At 69.7% G+C, this 3,355-nt stretch carries 1 protein-coding gene; it reads right to left on the bottom strand.

Annotated features, from left to right (window positions below; translation table 11 throughout):
• A partial coding sequence (locus Q664_RS43235) for a non-ribosomal peptide synthetase (RefSeq protein ID WP_043410472.1) occupies positions 1–3,355 on the bottom strand: 3,355 nt, incomplete at both ends.

The raw sequence follows: 3,355 nt of genomic DNA, 5'->3' as shown, positions 1-3,355 counted from the left end.
TTCCAGGCTCAGTTCGTCCCAGACCAGAGAGGGCAACGACTCGGAGATCGGGAGCTGGGAGCGCAGGGCGCGAGAGGTGAGAAGCAGGCGGGGAGGAGCGTCCTCGAGCATGAAGGCGAGGCGCTGAGCCGGGTAGGAAGCATCGAGCGGGAGGTAGGCACCGCCGGCCTTGAGGATGCCCAACAGGGAGACGATGAGCTCCACGGAGCGTTCGAGGCAGAGGGCGACGAGGGCGTCAGGCCCCACGCCATGGGCGCGCAGCAGGTGGGCGAGTGCGTTGGAGCGCTCCTCGAGCTCACGCCAGGAGAGGCGCTGCTCGCCGAACTCGACGGCGATGGCATCGGGGCGCAGGGCCGCCTGCTGCTGGATGAGGTGGTGGATGCAGGAGTCGCGCGGGTAGTCCTGCCAGGTCTGGTTCCAGGAGACGAGCACCTGCTGGCGCTCGGACTCGGAGAGGAGGGGGAGCTCGGAGAGTGAAGCGTCGGGGCGGGAGAGGGCGGCCTCCAGGAGGACCTGGAAGTGACCCATCATGCGAGCGGCGGTGGAGTGCTCGAAGAGGTCGGTGGCGTACTCGAAGACGCCGTGGAAGCCGTGCTCGGTGGAGGTGAAGACGAGGTTGGCGTCGAACTTGGAGACACGGCTCTCCACGTCGAGGGGGCGCAGCTTCAGCCCTGGCAGCGCCATCTCGGACGTGGGGGCGTTCTGCAGGGCGAACATGACCTGGAAGAGCGGAGAGCGGCTCAGGTCACGCTGGGGCTGGATCGCCTCGACGAGCTTCTCGAAGGGCAGGTCCTGGTGCTCGAAGGCATCGAGGGTGGTGGAGCGGACCTGTGAGAGCAGCGAGCGGAAGGAGACGCGAGCGTCGATGCGGGAGCGCAGGACGAGGGTGTTGACGAAGAAGCCGATGAGGCCCTCGAGCCCGGCGTCGCGGCGGCCGGCGATGGGGGAGCCGACGGCGATGTCGTCCTGGTGGGAGTAACGCGAGAGCAACAACTGGAAGGTGGCCAGCAGGGCCATGAAGGGGGTGACCCCCTCACGCTCACACAGCCGCTCCAGCTTCTCGGAGAGGGGCTTGGAGAGGACGACGGGAACGCTGGCGCCGCGGAAGGACTGGACGGGAGGACGAGGCTTGTCGGTGGGGAGCTCCAGGGCCTGGGGCATCCCGGCGAGCTGCTGCGTCCAGTATGAGAGTTGCCGCTCGAGCACATCGCTCTGCCACTGGCGCTGCCAGAGGGCGTAGTCGGCGTACTGCACCGGCAACTCGGGCAATGCGGAGGGCTTGCCCTGGAGGTGGGCTTCGTAGAGGGCGGCCATCTCCCGCACCAGGACACCCGTGGACCAGGCGTCGGAGATGATGTGGTGCATGTTGAGCAGCAACACGTGCTCGCTGCCGGAGAGCCGCAACAGTTGGGTGCGCAGGAGCGGACCCGTGGAGAGGTGGAAGGTGCGCTGTGCATCCTCCTGGGCGAGACGCCGCAGCTCCGCTTCCCGTTGCTCGGAGGGGAGGCCCGAGAGGTCCACCACCTCCAGGGGGACAGAGAGGGAGGGAGCGATGACCTGGAGGGGCTGGCCCGCCTCGGAGCGGAAGGTGGTGCGCAGGGACTCGTGGCGGCGCACCAGTTCCTGGAAGCCATGCCGGAGCGCGTCGAGGTCCAGGGTGCCCTCGAGCCGGATGGCGGCTGGGAGGTTGTAGAGGGGGCTATTGGGCTCGAGCTGCTCCAGGAACCACAGCCGCTGCTGAGCGAAGGAGAGGGGCAGCGGGCCGCTGCGGGGCGCCGGCACCAGCGGAGGACGTTGTGCGGGGCCACGGGACTCGGAGGCGGCGTCGAGGCGCGCCGCGAAGCTCCGCAGGGTAGGGGCCTCGAAGAGGGTACGCAGCGGCAGTTCAACGCCGAAGGTGGCGGACAGGCGCGCCATCACCTGGGTGGCCAGGAGGGAGTGGCCGCCGAGGGAGAAGAAGTCGTCGTCGCGGCCCACCTGGGGAACGCGGAGCACCTGGGTCCAGAGTGCGGCGAGTTGCTCCTCGGTGGAGGTCGCGGGGGCCGTGTACGGGTGGGCGCGCAGGTGGGGCGAGCCGTCGGGAGCGGGCAGGGCCTTGCGATCCACCTTGGCGTTGGAGGTGAGCGGGAGGCTCTCCAGCGCGACGAAGGCGGAGGGCCGCATGAACTCGGGGAGCCGCTGCGCGAGGAAGGTCCGCAGCGAGTCCACATCGGAGAGCGCGGGCACGACGTAGGCGACGAGGCGCTTGTCGCCGGGCACGTCCTCGCGGACGAGGGCGACGGCCTCACGCACCTCGGGGTGGGAGAGGAGGGCGGCTTCCACCTCGGCCGGCTCGATGCGGTAGCCGCGCACCTTCACCTGGTTGTCGAGGCGGCCGAGGAACGAGAGGACACCATCGGGGCGCCAGCGAGCGAGGTCGCCGGTGCGGTAGAGCCGCTCACCGGGCTGGGAGGAGAAGGGATTGGGGAGGAAGCGCTCGGCGGTGAGATCCGGGCGGGAGAGGTAGCCACGGGCGAGGCCATCGCCGCCGATGTAGAGCTCACCGGGCACGCCCACGGGGACGGGCCGCAGGTGGGCGTCGAGCAGGTACACCTGGGTGTTGGCGATGGGGGTGCCGATGGGAACGGAGTCACCCGGCTGCTCGGGACGAGTCATCCGGAAGCAGGAGGTGAAGAGGGTGCTCTCGGTGGGGCCGTAGCAGGCCGTGACGGGAATGGAGAGCTGCTCCAGGACGCGGCGGACGTGGGGGGCGGAGACGACATCGCCACCGGTGAGGAGCTGGCGCAGGCCGCGCAGACTGTCGAGCTTGTGGTCGACGGCCTGGGTGAAGAGGCCCGAGGTGAGGTGGAGCGTGGTGACGGCGTGGCGCTCCAGCACCTGCGTCAGCAGGTCCAGGTCGCTGGGGGACTGGGGAGGGAAGACGACGAGGCGAGCGCCGTGAACCAGCGGTCCCCAGACTTCGAGGGTGGAGGCGTCGAAGGAGATGGGGGCGAGGAGGAGGAAGGTCTCCTCGGGGGAGAGGTGGGCGTAGGAGGCGCCATGCAGCAGGCGCAGGACGGAACGGTGCTCGATGGCGACGCCCTTGGGCCTGCCGGTGGAGCCGGAGGTGAAGTCGACGTAGGCGAGGTTGCGCGAGGTGACGCCGGAGTCCGGAGCGGACGTGGGCAGACCCTCGAGGCTCAACTCGTCCCAGAGGAGGCAGGGCAACGCCTCGGAGACGGGGAGCTGGGAGCGCAGTGCCTGTGAGGTGAGCAGCAGCCTTGGAGGAGCGTCCTCCAACATGAATGCGAGGCGCTGGGCCGGGTAGGAGGCATCGAGCGGGAGGTAGGCGCCGCCGGCCTTGAGGATGCCCAGG

The sequence above is a fragment of the Archangium violaceum Cb vi76 genome (assembly GCF_000733295.1).
Lineage (GTDB): Bacteria > Myxococcota > Myxococcia > Myxococcales > Myxococcaceae > Archangium > Archangium violaceum.
The sequence above is the reverse complement of the archived record's forward strand: the minus strand, read 5'-3'. Positions and strand labels throughout refer to the sequence as shown.